We start from the raw sequence: 16,932 nt of genomic DNA on the forward strand, positions 1-16,932 counted from the left end.
TATTGGCTGCAAAGTAAGCGTTAGTCTTTAATTTATCTGCTTTTCGGAAGTAAAGTATACTTTGGCCTTACTACAAGGTTTCTTTTGTTGCACGGCCTCCCAAAGTGTATCTTTGTTTACTGCCGGCAAAGCAACTCATACTTTTTACAGCTCAGTATATATTGGCTTGCCCCTAAACAGGATCGATACAAAACGCAGCACATGAACCCACTATACATCGGAACCAATATTCTGCCCCAGCTGGCTGATTTTTTAAAGAATCGTGCGTTCAGCAAAATAGCCATACTTCTAGATGAAAATACGCTGCTGCACTGTTATCCGCAGTTAAAACCCTACTTGCCGGCGCATCATCTCATCCAGATAAAAAGCGGCGAAGCACATAAAACCCTGGCAACCTGCGAAACTATCTGGCAGCAGATGACAGACCTGAACCTTGACCGCTGGTCGGTGCTGGTAAACCTGGGCGGCGGCGTAATTGGCGATATGGGAGGTTTTTGTGCAGCCGTTTTTAAGCGCGGTTTATACTTTGTGCAGGTACCCACTACACTTTTAGCGCAGGTAGATGCCAGTGTAGGCGGCAAAACGGGTATAGATTTTCATGGGTTGAAAAACCACCTTGGCGTTTACAAAGAGCCCCAAGCCGTTTTTATTAACCCTGATTTTCTGAAGACATTACCGCAGCGCGAGCTAAAATCCGGTTACGCTGAAATTATAAAACACTGGCTGATTGCGGATGCAGCCACCTTTGAACAACAGCGTTTTGTCGGGTTATTTACAGAAAACTGGGAACAGTTGATCCGGCAATCGGTTACCATAAAATCTGAAGTGGTAAGCGCTGACCCACTCGAAGGCGGCTACCGCAAAGTGCTGAATTTCGGGCATACCGTAGGTCACGCCGTAGAAAGCTACCTGTTAGCTAAACCCGGCAGCGAAGTGTTGCACGGCGAAGCAGTAGCCGTTGGGATGCTGTGCGAAGGCTGGCTTTCAAAAGAAAAAGGATTGCTGACCGAAGAGGAGCTGTCTAAAATTGAGGTGTTTATTTTTTCGGTGTATGATAAGGTGAATCTTGCTTTTGATGACCTGAAACCCATCGTGCAACTCGCCCTTCAGGATAAAAAAAATACGAACGCCACCATTAACTGTACGTTGTTGCAGGGCATTGGCAAAGCCGTTTATGACCAGCCCGTTACCTTACCAGAAATAGAAGCTTCGCTCCGATACTATAATTTACTATGAGCAAAAATGTTACGATTACACACCCTACCGGCATCCTGAAAGGAAGTATACAGTTGCCAGCCTCCAAAAGCGAAGCGAACCGGGCCCTTATCATAGCTGCACTTTCGGGTGAGGAAGCGGAGATTCATAACTTATCGGAGGCAAACGATACACAACTGCTACAAAAACTCCTCAAAAGTGCTGACGAGACTATAGATGCCGAAGATGCAGGTACCGTGATGCGTTTCCTGACGGCTTATTACGCCATTACCGGCCAGAAAAAAACTTTGACCGGCACCGAGCGCATGTGCCAGCGGCCCATTAAAGTGTTGGTAGAAGCGCTCCGTGAGTTGGGCGCAAGTATAGATTACCTGAAAGAAGATGGTTATCCGCCACTTAAACTAAACGGTTTTACAAGCAACGGCAACGGCAAACTGAAAGTACGCAGCGACATCAGCAGCCAGTATATTTCCGCTTTATTAATGATCGGGCCTTTGCTGCCTACCGGCCTGGAACTGGAACTGGATGGAAAAATAAGCTCACGGCCCTACATTGAAATGACCTTGGCACTGATGCAACAATTCGGCGTAACTGCAGATTTTACAGAGAATATCATCCGGGTACCTGCGCAAAAGTATAAACCGGTAGTTTTTTCTGTTGAATCGGATTGGTCGGCGGCGAGTTATTGGTATAGCATGGTGGCACTGGCACGCGAAGCTGATATTACCTTGCTCGGCCTGAAAGAAGGCTCGTTGCAGGGAGATAACGCTATTGTAGAAATCATGAGCCGGCTTGGTGTTTATACGGAGTTTGTACCCAACGGAATCCGTCTCATAAAAGAGCATCAGGAAAAAAAAGTAGCCTTCGATTTTTCGGATTGTCCTGATCTTGCTCAAACTATTGTAGCGCTTTGTGCGGGCCTGGGCGTAACCCTCGAAATGACAGGCCTGGAAAGTCTGCGCATCAAAGAAACCGATCGCATTCAGGCCCTCCAGATCGAAGTGTTAAGTATGAATACCTCCCTCGAAGAAATTACACCGGGCGTTTTCAGGATGGAACCAGGCATTCTAACCAGCAAAGAGTTAACTTTCAGAACGTACCAGGACCACCGGATGGCAATGGCTTTTGCGCCGCTCGCCTTGCTGCAGCCCGTCACGATACAGGAGCCTGAAGTTGTGCGAAAATCTTATCCATCGTTCTGGAAAGACCTTGAAAAAGCTGGTTTCGATTTAATATTTGATGCTTAGAATTCAGCGGCAAGTATAAAACCAAAACAGGCCGCTTTCCTTAATGGGGAAGCGGCCTGTTTGTATAGGGGTGTGTTGGTGTTATTTGCTCAGGGCGATGGTGCCGTACTGGTTAAGGCTGTTGATCTGGGTAGTAGAAAGCACTTTGGTAAGTTCTGCCTGGAAACGGGTGTTTACTTCTTCCAGCTTTGACTCGGTCAGTTCCGCGTTGCCGGCACAAGTTGCCTTTAGGGCGGCTACTTCCTGCTGGTAGCTTTTGTTCAGATCCTTTAACTTGATGTATTCCATCTCGTTTAACTTCAGTTCGCTGATCAGGGCGCGGTCTACCTGCTTGTTTAAAAGCGCTACGGCTTTGTTAGTGTTGCTTCCAGCAGAAGCAGTGTTTACAGATAAGATCAGGGCAAGGGCAGCTACGAAAGTAAGGATCTGGTTCATATCGTGGTTTAGTTTTAGGTCTTGGTTTGTGTCTGTGTGCTAAACCTTATTCCCAACCACGTGCCAGAAAATCAAAAACCGCTTTAAAATACATTTAAAGCGGTTTTGTATGTGTGCCAGGTATCAAATCATCCCAATATGGGAAATACTATATAGTGATTTGGGAATTTTTAAGGATTGTTTAGTATTCTTTAGAAAACCGAACCAATTATTTTATACTTCAAGCCGGTTTCTCATTCCTCTAAAGTATAAATGTTAGGCTTTATACTTTCAACTCCGCTTTTATTTCTGTTAGCAAATCATTCAGATAAGCCGGCGCATACTGTAACCGGCTACCGTACCAGCTAAACATTTCGCCGTCCACAATTTTTATCAGCGCATCCGGACAAATCTCTTGAAACTCGGCGATATGTTTTTCCTTAAATGGGTAAGGCTCCGAAGATAAAAGTATAAGCTTCGGATTTGCAGCAGCAAGTTGCTCCGGGCTAATTTCAGGGTAGCGCTGTAAGTCTGAGAAAGCGTTTGTAAAACCACAACGTGCCAGCAAATGGTCGATTATGTTGTGGCTGCCAACGGCCATATAAGGATCTCGCCAGATAAAGTATGCAGCCCGGATAGGAGGGTTTGCAGTTTGGAGTGTGTCGAAACCCGATTTTATACTTTGGATTAGTTGCTGCGCTTTGGGGCTCGTACCGGTTAACCGGCCAACCTGTTCCATCATTTCGTAGGCATCTTTCAAAGTATAAATATCGCTCATCCATACTTTATACTTTGCCTGCAACGCTTCTATGCCTTCTTTGTAATTTTCTTCCTTGTTGCCGATGATCAGGTCGGGCTGTAGCTGCTCAATTTTATCGAAATGGAAATTCTTGGTACCGCCAATTTTTACTTTTTGTTTGGTCTGTTTTTTCGGGTGGATGCAGAATTTGGTAACGCCCACAATGCGGTCGCCTAAACCCAGTTCAAAAAGTAATTCGGTTTGGGAAGGCACCAGCGAAATAATACGCTGCGGCAAGTATGGCAACGTAAGCTGGTGGCCCATCTGGTCGGTAAAATCCACTTTCGGAAGGTTAGACATACTGCATTGGTTCTGAATAAAAGCTACTTATACTTCATAATAGCTTACTTATATTTTGAAGCTGTTTAGCATTTTAAAATATAAGTATTTGGGCTGCCCTTGCTGCGTGTTTTCACCAGCAAGCACTACAGGGTAAAGTATAGTTGTCGGTGAAAACACCAACAACGGCGGGTTAGGCTATCAGTACGTGATAATATCTTATACATACTTCATTTAAAACACAAAACCTCACAGGTTAAAAAAACGCTGTGAGGTTTTGTATTCAAAAGTATAAACCTTACTTCAGGTAACGGAAATCCTGGTTATCTTCAATCTTCAGGATGGTTTCGTAGATCAGCTTGATCACATTTTCCACGTCGTCTTTGTGCACGGTTTCTACGGTAGTGTGCATGTACTTTAGCGGAAGCGAAATCAGGGCAGAGGCTACACCGGAACCGGAGTAAGCAAATGCATCGGTATCGGTGCCGGTTGCACGCGAAACTGCCGCACGCTGGAACGGTATTTCTTTTTCTTTGGCGGTATTGATGATCAGATCGCGGACGTTGTTCTGAACCGCAGGGCCATAAGCAATAACAGGGCCTTTGCCACAATGGATATCGCCGCTTGTTTTCTTATCATACATCGGCGACTGCGTATCGTGGGTAACGTCGGTGATAATGGCTACATCCGGGTTAATGCGGTGTGCAATCATTTCAGCGCCACGCAGGCCAATTTCTTCCTGCACCGAGTTTACAATGTATAAACCAAAGGGCAGTTTATGTTTACGCTCCTGTAGTAAACGCGCCACTTCCGCAATCATAAAACCACCAATGCGGTTATCTAATGCACGCCCAACATAATAGCGGTCGTTCATAACGGTAAATTCATCTTCGAAAGTAGCCACGCAACCTACGTGAATGCCCATTTCTTCCACTTCTTCGCGGTTTTTCGCACCGCAATCCAGGAAAACGGTTTCGATGGTTGGCGCTTTATCCTGCTCTACTTTGCGTACGTGTATGGCCGGCCACCCAAAAACAGCTTTTACAATTCCTTTTGAAGTATAAATGTTAACACGTTTTGAGGGCGCGATGAGCGCATCAGAACCACCGTTTCGCTTTAAATAAATGTAACCTTCCGGCGTAATGTAATTTACAAACCACGAAATCTCATCTGCGTGCCCCTCAATCACTACTTTATACTTTGCTTCCGGGTTAATGACGCCGACTACGGTGCCATACGTATCTACAAAATACTCGTCGATGTAAGGTTTAATGTATTCCAGCCACAGTTTCTGACCTTCCGCCTCAAAGCCGGTAGGAGAGGAATTGTTGAGGTATTTATTTAGAAAATCAAAAGATTCTTGTCTCATGCTTGGAGTAATTAGAAATTAAAATTTAGAAATTAAAAATTATATAAACCAAATCTGGAAAGCCTATTTATACGCTCCTTTTCTAATTTCTAATTTTTAATTTCTAATTAAATTACAGCGGAATATTACCGTGCTTTTTGCGAGGCAGTGTAACAGCTTTGTTTTCCAGCATCTTAAAGGCTTTTATCAGCTTGGCTCTGGTTTCGGAAGGCGTAATTACTTCGTCTATAAAACCACGGTGCGCTGCGCGGTAAGGCGTTGCAAATTTCTCTTTGTATTCCTGTACTTTTTCGGCCAGTTTCGCAGCAGGGTCTTCGGCTTCAGCAATTTCACGCTTAAAGATAATTTCGGCTGCACCCTGCGCACCCATTACGGCAATCTCGGCAGTTGGCCAGGCATAGTTCATGTCGGCACCAATGTGCTTGGAGTTCATTACATCGTAGGCGCCACCATAGGCTTTACGCGTAATAACCGTAATGCGCGGAACAGTCGCCTCGCAGAAGGCATACAGCAGTTTAGCGCCGTTAGTGATAATACCGCGCCATTCCTGGTCAGTGCCCGGCAGGAAGCCCGGAACATCTTCCAGCACCAGCAACGGAATATTAAAGCAATCGCAGAAACGCACAAAACGGGCTGCTTTTGTACTGGCATTGATATCCAGTACGCCGGCCAATACAGCAGGCTGGTTGCCAACTATACCAATGCTGCGGCCTCCTAAACGGGCAAAACCTACTACAATGTTATCTCCAAAATTCTTGTGTACTTCAAAGAAAGTATCGGTATCAATGATGCCCTCAATAACCTCGCGGATATCGTATGGCTGGTTAGGGTTCTCAGGGATGATGGTATCCAGTACAGGCCGTGTTTCATCGCCTGATGATTCATAAGGAAGCGAAACCGGAAGCTCTTCGCAGTTCTGCGGAATGTAGCTAAGCAGTTTTTTAATGTAAGTGATACACTCTACCTCGTTGGCGCAAGAGAAGTGGGTAACGCCGCTTTTAGTGCTGTGTGTGCTGGCACCGCCCAGTTCTTCAGAGGTTACGTTTTCGTGTGTTACAGTTTTTACTACGTTCGGGCCGGTCACAAACATATACGAGGTATCTTCCACCATCATGATAAAGTCTGTAATAGCCGGAGAGTAAACTGCACCACCCGCGCATGGCCCCATGATAGCGGAAATCTGTGGGATTACGCCGGAAGCCAGTGTATTACGGTAGAAAATATCAGCGTAACCGCCCAACGATACCACGCCTTCCTGAATACGGGCTCCACCTGAATCATTCAGGCCGATAACCGGTGCACCGTTTTTCATGGCAAGCTCCATGATCTTTACGATCTTCTCGGCATGAGTCTCGGAAAGTGAGCCACCCAAAACCGTGAAATCCTGAGAGAAAACATAAACCATCCGGCCATTGATGGTGCCGTAACCGGTTACTACGCCATCGCCCAGGAAATACTGTTTGTCCAGACCAAAGTCTTTTGAGCGATGCATCACGAACTTGCCGATTTCCTCAAATGAGTTTTCGTCCATCAGCAAATGAATGCGTTCGCGTGCGGTCAGTTTCCCTTTTTTATGTTGGGCTGCAATACGGTCTTCGCCGCCGCCCAGTAAGGCTTCTGCATTTTTGCGCTCCAGTATTTCTTTCTGGCTCTGTCTGATTTCTCCTGCCATGTATAGTGTGTATTTTTATACTTCAGTTGCTATAAACAATTCAATCCCAAATTTATAAACTCTGCTCCGATTTAAAGTATAGTTAGCTGTTTTTTTGAATAGAAGTTATACTTTGATTTTCTGATCGGATTTGAAAGCGGTTGATTTAAACAAAAAAAGAAAGGCTACCCGTAATCGGGTAGCCTTTCTTTATACTTTAAAATTTACTTAGTCTTTCGATTTATCTGTATCCTTAGTTTTTGTAGACTCCGATTCTTCGATATCGTCAGAAACTTCCTTGGATTTTTTACCGGTATTTTTCTTTGATACAAAGGTCAGCTTTTCTTCGCCTTCTTTAAAATCTACCTGGATAACATCTCCCTGGTTCACTTCTGCCTTCAGAATTTCTTCTGCAATCGGATCTTCCACATACTTCTGGATCGCTCTGTTGAGAGGTCGTGCGCCATACTTTGGATCATATCCTTTTTCTGCTACAAAGTCTTTCGCTTTATCGGTCAGCTCAATTTTGTAACCAAGCGTTTCGATGCGCTTGAACAGTTTATTAAGCGACAGTTCGATGATTTTGTGCATATCTTCACGGCCAAGCGAGTTAAACACGATCACATCATCCAGACGGTTCAGGAACTCCGGAGAGAACGTTTTCTTCAACGCGCTGGCAATAGTGCTCTTCATGATGTCGTCCACATTGTCCTGCTTCGATTTAGACATGAAACCGATGCCGGCTCCAAAATCCTGCAGGTCGCGGGCACCGATGTTAGAGGTCATGATGATGATCGTATTCCGGAAGTCAACCTTGCGGCCAAGTCCGTCAGTTAAGATACCATCATCCAGCACTTGCAGTAACAGGTTGTATACATCCGGGTGCGCCTTCTCGATCTCATCCAGTAATACAACAGAGTATGGCTTACGGCGAATCTTCTCAGTCAGCTGGCCACCTTCTTCGTACCCAACATAACCCGGAGGCGCTCCCACCAAGCGAGACACACTGAATTTCTCCATGTACTCACTCATATCTATTCTTACCAGCGAATCTTCTTTATCGAACAGATAAGTAGCCAGTACTTTGGCAAGCTCTGTTTTACCAACACCCGTAGGACCTAAGAATACAAACGAACCAATTGGTTTTTTAGGGTCTTTCAGGCCAACACGCGTACGCTGAATAGCTTTTACCAACTGACCAATTGCTTTGTCCTGGCCAATTACTTTGCCTTTCAGCTCTTCGCCCATGTTCAGCAGTTTAACGCCTTCTTTCTGCGCGATACGTTTTACTGGTATACCTGTCATCATGGCAATAACTTCTGCCACATTTTCCTCTTTTACCGTATAGCGTTTTTTCTTGGTCTCTTCTTCCCAGCTTTTCTTCGCCGTTTCGAGCTGGTCTATCAGTTTTTTCTCCTTGTCACGTAGTTGGGCAGCCTCTTCATACTTCTGGCTTTTTACCACATGGTTTTTCTCGCCTTTGATGTTCTCGATCTGCTCTTCCAGCTTCAGGATATCTTCCGGAACGATGATGTTGTTGATATGTACGCGCGCACCAGCTTCATCTAAAATATCGATGGCTTTGTCTGGTAAGAAACGGTCGCTCATGTAGCGGTCGCTTAACTTCACACAAGCCTCAATTGCCTTATCGGTGTAGTTTACGTGGTGGTGGTCCTGGTACTTGTCTTTGATGTTGTGCAGGATCTCCATGGTTTCTTCCGGTGTGGTAGGGTCTACCATCACAATCTGGAAACGACGGGCAAGTGCACCATCTTTTTCGATGTACTGGCGATACTCATCCAGCGTAGTAGCCCCGATGCATTGGATTTCGCCACGGGCAAGGGCAGGCTTGAACATGTTGGATGCATCCAAAGAACCGGAAGCACCACCAGCGCCTACAATCGTGTGCAGCTCATCAATAAATAGGATCACATCCGGAGATTTTTCCAGCTCATTCATCACTGCTTTCATACGCTCTTCAAACTGGCCACGGTATTTTGTACCGGCTACTAAAGAGGCAAGATCAAGGGTTACTACACGCTTGTTAAACAGCACGCGGCTTACCTTTTTCTGGATAATGCGCAGGGCAAGGCCTTCAGCGATAGCAGTTTTACCAACGCCCGGTTCACCTATCAGGATCGGGTTGTTTTTCTTGCGGCGGCTTAGCACTTGGGCAACGCGCTCAATTTCTTTTTCGCGGCCCACAATCGGGTCAAGTTTGTCGTCTTCAGCCAGTTTGGTCAGGTCGCGGCCAAAATTATCGAGCACCGGAGTACGCGATTTTTCGCCAGCCTTTTTGCTAGCGCTGCTACCAGATCTGGAGGAAGAGGAACCAAATAACTTGTCAGAATCATCCGTATCATCGGTGTCTGACGATGCCAAAGGATTATTGCTATGATAATCCAAAGAGTCTCTTATTGCTTCGTAGTTCACGTTAAATTTCGCTAAGATTTGAGAAGAAATATTGTCTTCATCCCGGAGGATGGATAATAAGAGGTGCTCGGTACCAATGATGTCGCTCTTGAAGATTTTAGCCTCCAGGTACGTGATCTTGAGCACTTTCTCAGTCTGTTTTGTAAGCGGAATACTGCCTGTAATGTTACTGCTTTGCGAAGCTGTGTTTCGGGTAGCCTGTTCTAAAGCGTACTTTAATTCATCTACTGAAACTCCCAGCTTTTTGAGCAAAGAAATGGCGGTCCCTTCTCCTTCCCGAATCATGCCCAGCACCAGGTGTTCCGTGCCTATATAGTCATGTCCGAGCCGAATAGCTTCCTCACGGCTGAGCGAGATAACCTCTTTCACTCGGTTTGAGAATTTAGCTTCCATGTATACTTTTTAATTCTAAAGAAAATCTAATACTGGCTTATTATACCGGGTGATCGACTGATACCCGTTTCTGAAACAAACTGAAATGTACAAATGTTCAGCCTGTGTATGGCATTACTGTAAGTACATGATGGATGCTGGCCCCTGTGTAAATAACAAGTCAAGTATACTCAGATCAGGTACAAAATGTTTGCCAAAAACCTGCGTATAGGCTTTTACGTGCAAATTGTCAGGATTGATCTTGGGATGTAGCTTATTTCTGAGATCCAGCACATCTGCCGCTGCATCCGAAGTATAAAATTCGGTTAAAGCGAGCGGTTTGTTCAGTTTTAGTAATTTAAGATAAAGCCGCAACAAATCCATGTTCAAGTCAAATAAATATTTCGGCTGCTGCGCATAAACAGCCTGCAGGTAATCGCTGTAAAATTCAAAATACGGAGCCCGGCCGTACGCTGCCTGTATGGTGCGCCAGTGTATTTTCTGCCAGTTGTGGCTGTAATCAATTTCGATCTCGGTGATGCGGGTTTTCTGCTGGCTGTTGCCCTTCCGTATAGGGATGCTAAGCGGCTGCACGCCTTGCGCCGTTAAAATGTGGCAGCGGTTGCGGTAACTTTGCTTCGTATAATTTTCATGGGCTTCAAGTAGTATACCATCCGCTTGCAGCAGGTGCCGGAAGTATGTTTGTGGCGGGTTATAGTGTAGTTCGGTGAGGAGGATCACTTTTGCGAATTAAGAATTAGAAATTAAGAATTACGGATGAACGCGGAAAAGTCTTTAACCTACTTTGTTGCTGATTTATACTTTCAGCATCGTTATTAACCAGATGATGCGTCTGCAATACTAGTGAGGCTAATTTCTAATTCATAATTCATAATTTTTAATTCTGATTGGTTGTACCTTTACGCCGAACTTTTGTGTATGGCTAATTTATCTGGTATTCCGTTACATTATTACCCACTCTGGCTCTTGCTTAGCGGCTTATCGCGTTTGCCGCTGTCGGTTTTATACTTGCTTTCGGATGTTTTGTATGTGCTGGTTTATTATGTGATCGGCTACCGGAAAAAAGTAGTAAAGCAAAACCTGCGCAATGCCTTCCCCGAAAAAAGCGAAGCAGCCTTAAAGCAGATCCGGAAAGATTTTTACAGGCAATTTATGGATGTGGTGGTAGAAATACTGAAACTCCGCACCATGAACAAAACAGAAATGGAACGCCGTATTGTATTCGCGAACCAGGAATTGCTGGATGATTTTGTTCAGAAAGGCACGCCGGTTATTGCCATGGGTTCGCACTCCTGTAACTGGGAGTGGATTTTGTCGGCGGGCGCTGTGCAGTTTTCGTTTCCGGCAGAAGGCGTTTATAAACCGCTGAACAATGCTTTTTTTGAGCGCTACATGCTGGCAACACGCAGTAACCTGGGCGCGCGCTTAATCAAAATGAAAGAAACCTTGCGTGATTTTGCTGCCAACCGTCAGGTACCGCGCGTGGTTGCCATGCTTTCGGACCAAACCCCGATGCGCCACGAAATTACGTTCTGGACCACCTTTCTGCACCAGGATACCCCGTTTTACGAAGGCGCTGAAAAACTTGCCAAAAAGTTTAAATACCCTGTGCTGTTCCTGGATATAAAACGCACCAAAAGAGGATATTACACGCTAATGTTCGAGCAGATTACAGATGGCACCGATCCCGATTGCCCCGTTACCGAAATTTTTGCCCGTAAACTGGAAACCGCCATTCGCCGTGCGCCCGCCAATTACCTCTGGACCCACCGCCGCTGGAAACACAGCAAGAGTTAGAAAGTTAAAAAGTTGGGAAGTTAGAAAGAGATTGCAATTTTAAAGTATAGCTTTCGTTCTATGTTTTCTTGCTTAAATCTGCCACGCTAAGTATGCTTTATGATCCGGTTAACAAACTACAGGAAAAGCTATAACAATAACCTTGTACTTGCCCTACCTGACCTGAAACTGGAGTATAAGCTGTACTGGCTGAAAGGCGAGAACGGAATTGGTAAAACTACTCTGCTTAAATCTATTGCCGGCATTATTCCTTTTGAAGGAGAGATAACCGTTGATGAAGTAAGTATAAAACAGCACCCGATCCGCTACAGGCAACTTGTAAATTATGCAGAGGCCGAACCGGTTTATCCGGGCTTCCTGACGGGCAACGACCTGATCAGGTTTTACCAAAAAACGCGGCAAGCCGAACAGAAACAGGTAGATGAACTTATCGGGGTGTTCGGCATTGGCAGGTATAGCTCCGATAAGATAGGGACCTACTCCAGCGGGATGGCAAAAAAACTGGCACTGGTGCTGGCATTTACCGGAAATTCTAACGTGATTCTGCTCGATGAGCCTTTCATTACACTAGACCAGCAGGCCCAGCAAACCCTTAATTTTCTGATTGAAAAATACAGCAATGGTGGCACAACTTTCCTGATAAGTTCGCACCAGGCTTTTGTACAGCTCAACCCAATTACACTCCTGGTAGCCGATAAAACCATTCAAGTTCAGCCAATTTTATGCTAGGCATTGCTGCGCTGCTTTACCGGTTGCTGGTGGTTCAGTTCTACAAAGAGAACGGTGGTTTTTTCATGTTCATTTTCCTGGTGATGTTCGCAATCGTAGATCCAGGGCAGGTAGTGATTTACCATGCAGGGCTGATGCAACTTATCCTGAGTTCTGTTATCGGAATGGCATTGGGCATGGCGGCCTGGTTATTTTATGCCTATAAATGTTTGGCCTTTGTGCACCGTAACCTCGAAAAAGAAGAGAATAGCTTTTTGATAAATTTACAGGCATTTAGTGTAAAGCGGCAGTTGCTTTTACTTTTCGGTTGCCAGTTTATACTTTATTTGCCGGTGCTTATTTATGCTGGTTTCACGATAGGTATTGGCCTTAGAACAGGGCAGCTTAACAGTGTTGCCATACTTGTAGTTTACCTGATACTTATAACTATAGCAGCCATCTACTTATACTACCGAAAACTGAACAGTTACCACACAGCAAGTATAAACTTTACTATAAAACTTCCTTTCAGAATCGGGTTTGTAAAGCCGGCTGTTGTATACCCCGTTTTTTACATTTTGTATGAACGGAAGCTGGCGTGGCTGGCCCTGAAGGTGTTCTCGTTTTTTATTTTCTACCTGGTTTTTATACTGCACGAAGGTAATTTTTCGCTGGCATATTTCAGGCTTTTATTTCTGATCGTTACCATAACACATAGTATGGTGGTATACTTCAGCTTTGAGTTTACGGAAAAGCAGCTGGCCTTTACCCGAAACCTGCCAATAGCCAGAACAAACCGCTTTCTTTCTTACCTGCTAACGTCTGTACTTATACTTTTTCCTGAGTTCTGCTGGATGATCTCTTATACCGGAAGTATACTTTCGTTGCCTGATATGCTGCTTACGTTCAGTGCCGGTATAGGACAGTTGCTCCTCCTGGCTTCGGTTTTATACTTGCCTGGCATGCAACAGCAGCGCTTTACGTGGGTGGCCTGCTTTGTTTATTTTGCTTCAGCTATACTTTTGCCAAGTGGTATTTCAATTATTATACTTTCCGAACTCCTGCTGGCGCTTTTGATATTCTACCGGAGCTACTACAGATTCGAACTTAACACTTCCGGAAGTTAAAGTTAACTCAGAACTCAGAATTCAGAATTCAGAATTCGTAACTCAGAACTCTAAAGATATTGTTCCAGATCGCCGGCACCTTCGCGTAGTATTTCGAAGTTGTTGGCTGCATCCACTACCGTAGAGGCTATGTTGTTTCCATAACCGCCATCTATCACGGCATCTACCAGGTTTCTATACTTTTCGTAAATCAGTTCCGGGTCTGTGCTATACTCCAGTACTTCGTCTTCGTCGTGGATGGAGGTGGAGATGATCGGGTTGCCAAGTTCACGCACGAGTGCCAAAGCAATCTGGTTATCAGGCACACGAATACCGACCGTTTTCTTTTTGCTGCCTGCATAACGCGGCACCCGGCTACTTGCCTCCAGTATAAATGTGAACGGACCCGGCAGCGCTTTTTTCATCACTTTGTAGGTGGGCGTATCCAGCTTGGCATAATCCGAAATGTGGGTCAGGTCAGAGCAAATAAAAGACAAATTTACCTTGTCCGGTTTCACGCCTTTTATCTGGCAAACACGTTCCACGGCGCGCACATTATGTATATCGCAACCCAGGCCATAGATGGTATCGGTTGGGTAGATGATCACACCGCCGTTGCGAAGTATGGCCGCTGCTTCGCGTATCTTTTTTTCCTGCGGATTATCCGGATGTATCTGTATGAAAGTTGCGTTGCTCATGGGTTATGTTTTTCGATGAAAGCAAAAGTACTAAACGCATACTTGTTTAGGAGCTGTATCGTTTCAAAATGTAGCTGCCCTTGTCGCCTTCCGATCAGAGATTCCAAAGTATAAATTATCTCCCTTAACCTTTCACTTTTCGACACGCCAACTTTCTGCCGCATTAAAATTGTTAAGATGAGCGGGATATGTATTATTTTTGAATCCTGAAGTATAAGCGGCGGAACCCAAACTATAAACCGCGCCTTTAAGTTACCATGACCCAAGAATCAACCACACCCAAAAGAAAAAGAAAAGAAAAAGGCGTTATTCTGCCTGGCCTGATCGTTTTGTTCCTGCTACTGTTTGTGAGCTTTTCGTATTACGCATACCAGATCGTGTATACTTCTAACGTGGATACAAAGGAGAAGGAAGTCTTTGTACACATCCCGACGGGCGCAACTTATGAGCAGGCCATGGATTCTATTGAAGCATCCGGTGCTATTGTTGATCATCTGTCGCTGCGCTTTATGGCCAAGCTGATGGATTACAACAAACTGGTAAAACCGGGCCGCTACGAACTGAAACATGGCTGGAACAACCGCCAACTGATAGGCGTGCTGCGCCTCGGCGAGCAAACGCCGCTCAAGCTTACGTTTACCAACATCCGGTTACGCAGCCAACTGGCCGAAAAACTGGCCGCCGACCTGGAGCCAACACCCGCCCAGATTGATAGCTTGCTAAACGACCCGCAATACCTGGAAACGCTTGGCTTCGATACAACCACCATCGTAAGTATGTTTGTGCCGAACACCTACGAAGTATACTGGACCATTACCGCCCCGGAACTAATGCAGCGCATGAAAACCGAGTACGATAAATTCTGGACGGCAGAGCGAAAAGCTAAAGCCGAAAAACTGGGACTAACGCAGAAACAGGTATCCACGCTGGCTTCTATCGTGCAGGCCGAAACAATCAAGAACGACGAAAAACCGCGCGTAGCCGGTGTATACTTAAACCGTTTACAAAAAGGAATGCTGCTGCAAGCCGACCCGACCGTAGTGTTTGGTGTGGGTGATTTCACGATCAGACGGGTATTGAATGTGCACCTGCGCCACGACTCACCTTACAACACTTACAAGTATAAAGGTTTGCCGCCCGGCCCGATCAATGTGCCCAATATATCCAGCATTGATGCGGTATTGAACCCGGAATCGCATAAGTATATTTACTTCTGTGCGAAAGAAGATTTTTCGGGGTACCACAGTTTTGCCGTTACAGAAGCAGAGCACCTGGCCAACGCACGCCGTTACCGCAATGCCCTGACCGCACGTAACATCATGAAGTAAACTTGAGCGTATCACGAATCGCGATACATGTATCACGATTTTGAGTTATAGTAATAAGTCGTGTTACTTGATACGTGCTACCTGATACATTAATTAAATAAAGATTATGTTTGAATCAGAAATACAATTACGGGTTCGCTATGCCGAAACCGACCAGATGGGCTATGTATACTACGGCAATTACGGCGCTTATTATGAAGTAGCCCGTACCGAGGTTTTCAGGAAGCTGGGTATCAGTTACAAAGAGATGGAAGCGACCGGTACCATGATGCCGGTACTCGAGCTGAAGTGTAAATACATTCGCCCGGCCAAATACGACGACCTGCTGACCATCAAGCTCCTCCTGAAGAAAAAACCGCACGGCTCCCGTATATTATTTGAGTACGAAGTATACAACGAGGAAGGCACGCTGCTGAACGTAGGCGAAACAACCATGGTATTTGTAGATATGAAGTCCGGAAGGCCAACTGCCGTGCCGGAACTGATCCACCAGAAACTGGATTCATACTTTAGCGAATGAAGCTAAACCAGCAATATCTGAAGCGCCGTCGGGCGTACCGGAAGCTGATCGTGTTCCTGAAGCGCTGGCGTTTTAACAAAGGCCGGTCTTCGGTATACGAGGTGGCGGACGTACTGCTTGGGGAGCTGCGCCTGGATTCTATCACCAAGCGGGCTTCTTACATGGCCTTTAACTTTACGCTGGCTACTTTTCCTACCATTATATTCCTTTTCACGCTCATACCTTATATCCCGAGCGTGCTGTCGCTGGATCTGAGTGAGAGCATCCTAAATTTTCTCGCCGATTTTATGCCCGCCGAAATGTATACGGTGGCCTATACGACCATCGAGGATATTGTAAACAAACCGCGCGGGGGCCTGCTCTCGTTCGGTTTTTTGTTTGCGCTCATACTTTCCACCAATGGCATTATGTCGCTGATGGACGCCTTCGATAAAAAATACCATACCTTTTACAAGCGCACTTACATACGCAAGCGCCTGATTGCCACTATACTGACAGCGGCGCTTTCGCTTATACTTTTAACTGCGGTAGCGGCCATTTTTTTCGGACAGTGGATACTGGATGTGCTCGTTTTTTACGAAGTAGTCACCGAAAGTTATACCTATACTTTGATCGTGCTGTTGAAGTATGTGGCTATTATCCTGCTGTTCCTGCTTGCCACGTCGCTTATCTATTACTTTGTGCCTGCCATAGAAGACAAATGGCCTTTTATTTCGGCGGGCGCGGTGGTAGCTACGGTGCTTATCTTTTTAGTGTCGATGATCTTTTCGCTCTACATCAGCGCGTTCGATAGCTACAACAAATTTTACGGTTCGATGGGCGCTTTGATCGGTTTGATGATCTGGCTGGATTTTATTTCGATGATCCTGATCCTTGGCTTCGAGATCAATGTCAGCATCGATGCCGTAACCAAACGCCTTACCCGCCGCACCGTAGAAAAAGACCAGGCAAAAACGCTCAAAACTTAACACACAG

At 45.5% G+C, this 16,932-nt stretch carries 15 protein-coding genes; 8 read left to right on the top strand and 7 right to left on the bottom strand.

Going from position 1 to position 16,932, the window contains the following annotated elements; translation table 11 throughout:
* Positions 1 to 201 precede the first annotated feature (201 nt).
* Positions 202 to 1,236, top strand: a complete 1,035-nt coding sequence (gene aroB, locus DP923_RS10795; protein WP_112305866.1) for a 3-dehydroquinate synthase — start codon at positions 202 to 204, stop codon at positions 1,234 to 1,236.
* Positions 1,233 to 2,462, top strand: a complete 1,230-nt coding sequence (locus DP923_RS10800; RefSeq protein WP_112305867.1) for a 3-phosphoshikimate 1-carboxyvinyltransferase — start codon at positions 1,233 to 1,235, stop codon at positions 2,460 to 2,462. Before aroB ends, DP923_RS10800 begins: the two co-directional genes overlap by 4 nt.
* An 81-nt stretch (positions 2,463 to 2,543) precedes the next feature.
* Here the strand turns inward: DP923_RS10800 and DP923_RS10805 are convergent, their stop codons facing one another.
* The 6 genes from DP923_RS10805 to DP923_RS10830 all read right to left on the bottom strand — a co-directional run bounded on the left by DP923_RS10805 (position 2,544) and on the right by DP923_RS10830 (position 10,520).
* Positions 2,544 to 2,897 carry a hypothetical protein gene (locus DP923_RS10805; protein ID WP_112305868.1) on the bottom strand — a complete coding sequence of 118 codons (354 nt, stop codon included), beginning with the start codon at positions 2,895 to 2,897 and terminating at the stop codon, positions 2,544 to 2,546.
* A 262-nt stretch (positions 2,898 to 3,159) separates the two neighbouring features.
* Positions 3,160 to 3,975 (bottom strand): ABC transporter substrate-binding protein, encoded by an 816-nt coding sequence (locus DP923_RS10810; RefSeq protein WP_239021010.1) that lies wholly within the window; start codon positions 3,973 to 3,975, stop codon positions 3,160 to 3,162.
* A gap of 277 nt (positions 3,976 to 4,252) precedes the next feature.
* A complete protein-coding gene (locus tag DP923_RS10815; protein ID WP_112305869.1) occupies positions 4,253 to 5,323 on the bottom strand; it encodes a M42 family metallopeptidase in 1,071 nt (356 codons plus the stop codon).
* Positions 5,324 to 5,435: 112 nt separating this feature from the next.
* On the bottom strand, positions 5,436 to 6,995 hold the full coding sequence (locus DP923_RS10820; protein WP_112305870.1) for an acyl-CoA carboxylase subunit beta: 1,560 nt from the start codon (positions 6,993 to 6,995) through the stop codon (positions 5,436 to 5,438).
* 207 nt (positions 6,996 to 7,202) lie between these two features.
* A complete protein-coding gene (locus DP923_RS10825; RefSeq protein WP_112305871.1) occupies positions 7,203 to 9,800 on the bottom strand; it encodes an ATP-dependent Clp protease ATP-binding subunit in 2,598 nt (865 codons plus the stop codon).
* A 114-nt stretch (positions 9,801 to 9,914) separates the two neighbouring features.
* Positions 9,915 to 10,520, bottom strand: coding sequence for a WbqC family protein (locus tag DP923_RS10830; RefSeq protein ID WP_239021011.1), 606 nt, complete (start codon positions 10,518 to 10,520; stop codon positions 9,915 to 9,917).
* Positions 10,521 to 10,718: 198 nt separating this feature from the next.
* Here DP923_RS10830 and DP923_RS10835 point away from each other — a divergent pair, with 198 nt between their 5' ends.
* The 3 genes from DP923_RS10835 (at position 10,719) to DP923_RS10845 (ending at position 13,432) form a co-directional block, all read left to right on the top strand.
* Positions 10,719 to 11,597 carry a lysophospholipid acyltransferase family protein gene (locus DP923_RS10835; RefSeq protein ID WP_112305872.1) on the top strand — a complete coding sequence of 293 codons (879 nt, stop codon included), beginning with the start codon at positions 10,719 to 10,721 and terminating at the stop codon, positions 11,595 to 11,597.
* 99 nt (positions 11,598 to 11,696) lie between these two features.
* On the top strand, positions 11,697 to 12,326 hold the full coding sequence (locus tag DP923_RS10840) for an ABC transporter ATP-binding protein (RefSeq protein ID WP_112305873.1): 630 nt from the start codon (positions 11,697 to 11,699) through the stop codon (positions 12,324 to 12,326).
* Complete coding sequence (locus DP923_RS10845; protein ID WP_112305874.1) at positions 12,320 to 13,432, top strand: hypothetical protein; 1,113 nt, start codon at positions 12,320 to 12,322, stop codon at positions 13,430 to 13,432. The genes DP923_RS10840 and DP923_RS10845 overlap by 7 nt, the downstream gene beginning before the upstream one ends.
* A gap of 50 nt (positions 13,433 to 13,482) precedes the next feature.
* Here the strand turns inward: DP923_RS10845 and DP923_RS10850 are convergent, their stop codons facing one another.
* A complete protein-coding gene (locus tag DP923_RS10850; protein ID WP_112305875.1) occupies positions 13,483 to 14,109 on the bottom strand; it encodes an L-threonylcarbamoyladenylate synthase in 627 nt (208 codons plus the stop codon).
* 257 nt (positions 14,110 to 14,366) lie between these two features.
* Between DP923_RS10850 and mltG the strand changes: the two genes are divergently transcribed.
* From mltG to DP923_RS10865, 3 genes are all read left to right on the top strand, one after another.
* Positions 14,367 to 15,437 (top strand): endolytic transglycosylase MltG, encoded by a 1,071-nt coding sequence (mltG, locus tag DP923_RS10855; protein ID WP_112305876.1) that lies wholly within the window; start codon positions 14,367 to 14,369, stop codon positions 15,435 to 15,437.
* Between the two features lie 106 nt (positions 15,438 to 15,543).
* Positions 15,544 to 15,957, top strand: coding sequence for an acyl-CoA thioesterase (locus tag DP923_RS10860; RefSeq protein ID WP_112305877.1), 414 nt, complete (start codon positions 15,544 to 15,546; stop codon positions 15,955 to 15,957).
* Positions 15,954 to 16,925: a YihY/virulence factor BrkB family protein gene (locus DP923_RS10865; RefSeq protein WP_112305878.1), complete on the top strand. Its 972-nt coding sequence runs from the start codon at positions 15,954 to 15,956 to the stop codon at positions 16,923 to 16,925. Before DP923_RS10860 ends, DP923_RS10865 begins: the two co-directional genes overlap by 4 nt.
* The last annotated feature ends 7 nt before the right edge of the window (positions 16,926 to 16,932 follow it).

It is taken from the genome of Pontibacter arcticus (genome assembly GCF_003284895.1).
GTDB classification, from domain to species: domain Bacteria; phylum Bacteroidota; class Bacteroidia; order Cytophagales; family Hymenobacteraceae; genus Pontibacter; species Pontibacter arcticus.

What these genes read in the sequence shown, in the direction of transcription:
- mltG (WP_112305876.1), top strand. Translation starts at nt 14,367, where the DNA reads ATGACCCAAGAATCAACCACACCCAAAAGAAAAAGAAAAGAAAAAGGC.
- DP923_RS10815 (WP_112305869.1), bottom strand. Translation starts at nt 5,323, where the DNA reads ATGAGACAAGAATCTTTTGATTTTCTAAATAAATACCTCAACAATTCC.
- DP923_RS10825 (WP_112305871.1), bottom strand. Translation starts at nt 9,800, where the DNA reads ATGGAAGCTAAATTCTCAAACCGAGTGAAAGAGGTTATCTCGCTCAGC.
- DP923_RS10840 (WP_112305873.1), top strand. Translation starts at nt 11,697, where the DNA reads ATGATCCGGTTAACAAACTACAGGAAAAGCTATAACAATAACCTTGTA.
- DP923_RS10805 (WP_112305868.1), bottom strand. Translation starts at nt 2,897, where the DNA reads ATGAACCAGATCCTTACTTTCGTAGCTGCCCTTGCCCTGATCTTATCT.
- DP923_RS10800 (WP_112305867.1), top strand. Translation starts at nt 1,233, where the DNA reads ATGAGCAAAAATGTTACGATTACACACCCTACCGGCATCCTGAAAGGA.
- DP923_RS10835 (WP_112305872.1), top strand. Translation starts at nt 10,719, where the DNA reads ATGGCTAATTTATCTGGTATTCCGTTACATTATTACCCACTCTGGCTC.
- aroB (WP_112305866.1), top strand. Translation starts at nt 202, where the DNA reads ATGAACCCACTATACATCGGAACCAATATTCTGCCCCAGCTGGCTGAT.
- DP923_RS10850 (WP_112305875.1), bottom strand. Translation starts at nt 14,109, where the DNA reads ATGAGCAACGCAACTTTCATACAGATACATCCGGATAATCCGCAGGAA.
- DP923_RS10845 (WP_112305874.1), top strand. Translation starts at nt 12,320, where the DNA reads ATGCTAGGCATTGCTGCGCTGCTTTACCGGTTGCTGGTGGTTCAGTTC.
- DP923_RS10860 (WP_112305877.1), top strand. Translation starts at nt 15,544, where the DNA reads ATGTTTGAATCAGAAATACAATTACGGGTTCGCTATGCCGAAACCGAC.
- DP923_RS10810 (WP_239021010.1), bottom strand. Translation starts at nt 3,975, where the DNA reads ATGTCTAACCTTCCGAAAGTGGATTTTACCGACCAGATGGGCCACCAG.
- DP923_RS10865 (WP_112305878.1), top strand. Translation starts at nt 15,954, where the DNA reads ATGAAGCTAAACCAGCAATATCTGAAGCGCCGTCGGGCGTACCGGAAG.
- DP923_RS10820 (WP_112305870.1), bottom strand. Translation starts at nt 6,995, where the DNA reads ATGGCAGGAGAAATCAGACAGAGCCAGAAAGAAATACTGGAGCGCAAA.